Genomic DNA, 2688 nt, shown 5'->3' with positions numbered 1-2688 from the left:
TCCCTACACCCTCGCAATCGGGCAGTACTCTTGAATGGTTTTTACGTCCAAAGTCGTATTTTGTAAGGAACGGATGGCGGCGACGGTAGCTTTTGCACCGGCGATGGTAGTAATGATGGGAATTTTGTAAGCTAAGGCTGTGCGGCGGATTAACCTAGCATCAGTCTGGGCTTCTTCCCCTGAAGGTGTGTTGATAATCAGTTGGATTTTCTGGTTTTTGATCGCATCTAGAACGTGGGGACGACCTTCATGAAGTTTTAAGACTAATTCAATTTTTAGCCCCTGTTCCAGAAGAACTCGGCGTGTACCAAGGGTAGCCATCACTGTAAAGCCCAAATCGATAAATTCCTTCACCACACCACTTGCAGCAGCTTTATCGCGATCGCTCATTGATACAAATACAGTTCCACTTAGTGGTAAACGCTCCCCAGCACCCATTTCCGCTTTGGCAAAGGCACGGCCAAAGTCGCTGTCAATCCCCATCACCTCACCAGTGGATCTCATTTCTGGGCCCAATATTGTATCAGTTCCTGGGAATTTATTAAAGGGTAATACAGCTTCTTTTACAGCAATATGTGTGGGAATGACTTCCTCGGTAAAGCCTAGCTCCTCTAAGGTTTTACCCGACATAATTAAGGATGCTAGTTTCGCCAACTGTACACCCGTTGCTTTAGAAACAAAAGGCACTGTGCGGGAAGCGCGGGGGTTAGCTTCTAGAATGTAAACTTGGGGAGAATAGCTGCTTGCACCGACAACGGCAAATTGAATATTCATCAACCCTACGACTGACAATGCTTGTGCTAGCTGCACCGTCCAAGTACGAATCTGATTGAGAACTGCTGGTGATAGGGAAATGGAAGGTAAGGAACAAGCAGAATCTCCTGAGTGAATACCTGCTTGTTCGATGTGTTCCATAATACCACCAATCACCACTCGTCCTGTGTGATCGGCGATCGCATCGACATCGACTTCAATCGCGTTTTCCAAAAACTTATCAATCAAAATCGGATGTTCTGGTTCCACTAGTACCGCAAAGGTCATGTAGCGTTCCAACTCAGCATCGGAATAAACGATTTCCATTGCTCGTCCCCCCAACACATAACTGGGACGTACCACCACTGGATAGCCAATGCGTTTGGCGACAATCAGCGCGTCTTCGTAACTTCGAGCAATACCATTAGGCGGTTGGGAAATATTCAACTGTTGCAGAATCTTTTCAAACCGTTCCCGGTTTTCTGCCATGTCGATGGAATCTGGCGATGTACCCCAAATTTGAGTGCTGAGTCCTGAGTCCTGAGTGCTGAGAAACTTCTGGAGTGGGATAGCCAACTTCAGCGGTGTTTGCCCGCCAAACTGGATAATTACCCCAACTGGATTTTCAGTTTCGATGATGTTGAGGACATCTTCTTTTGTTAAAGGCTCAAAGTAAAGGCGATCGCTGGTATCGTAATCTGTCGAAACTGTCTCTGGGTTGGAGTTGACCATAATTGTTTCATACCCCGCATCCTTCAAGGCATAAGCGGCGTGACAACAACAATAGTCAAACTCAATTCCTTGTCCAATGCGGTTGGGGCCACCACCCAAAATCAAAACTTTTGGCTTGGTTGCGGGCATTACCTCTGTTTCTTCTTCGTAGGTAGAATAGTAGTAAGGGGTAAAGGCTTCAAACTCAGCGGCGCAGGTATCTACGGTTTTGTAAACTGGGATGATTCCTAGTGACTTGCGGTAGGCGCGAACTTCATCTTCAGTGGTTTTAGTGGCATAGGCAATCTGGCGATCGCTATATCCGTCTCGCTTTACTTCATAAAGTTGCTCTTTTGTCAATTGCTGCAAAGGTGTCCGCTTCAGGAATTTCTCGATATCTAGTAGTTGCTGAAATTTATCTAGGAACCAAGGGTCAATACCAGTTAGTTCATAGATTTCCTCAGCACTAATTCCTAGTTGCAAGGCGTGGCGCACAGAGAAATGCGATCGGGGTTAGGTGTCCGTAATTGGGCGCGAATTTGTTCGCCACTAGGTAATTTCTCAGCTTTGTCGCAACCCCAACCAGCGCGTCCGGTTTCGAGCGATCGCAGCGCCTTTTGGAAGGATTCGTTGAATGTGCGCCCAATTGCCATTGCTTCCCCAACAGATTTCATTTGGGTTGTCAGCACTGGTTCGGAGCCGGGGAACTTTTCAAAGGCGAAGCGGGGGATTTTTGTCACCACATAGTCAATTGTTGGCTCAAAAGACGCGGGAGTTTTTTTGGTGATGTCATTTTTAATTTCATCCAAGGTATAGCCCACAGCCAATTTTGCTGCCATTTTGGCGATGGGGAAACCTGTAGCTTTGGAAGATAAAGCCGAACTACGGGAAACGCGGGGGTTCATCTCAATTACAACCACATCCCCATTAACCGGATTGACAGCAAACTGGATATTAGAACCGCCAGTTTCCACACCGATCTCGCGGATGATTTTAATTGCCATATCCCGCAGCCTTTGATATTCTTTATCAGTGAGGGTTTGCGCGGGAGCGACGGTGATTGAGTCTCCGGTGTGAATGCCCATAGGGTCAAGGTTTTCGATGGAGCAGATAATCACCACGTTATCTGCCAAGTCACGCATCACTTCAAGTTCGTATTCTTTCCAGCCGAGTAAAGACTGGTCAATGAGAATTTGCGAAACGGGGCTGGCATCTATACCCACC

The 2688-nt window shown here is 47.0% G+C and carries 1 pseudogene; it reads right to left on the bottom strand.

Annotated features, from left to right (window positions below):
* Positions 1-3 precede the first annotated feature (3 nt).
* A pseudogene (gene carB, locus IQ229_RS23200) lies at positions 4-2688 on the bottom strand (carbamoyl-phosphate synthase large subunit); the annotation flags it as partial.

The organism is Nostoc cf. edaphicum LEGE 07299, assembly GCF_015207245.1.
In the GTDB taxonomy this organism is placed as follows: domain Bacteria; phylum Cyanobacteriota; class Cyanobacteriia; order Cyanobacteriales; family Nostocaceae; genus Nostoc; species Nostoc edaphicum_B.
This window is presented reverse-complemented; position numbering and strand designations above follow the sequence as displayed.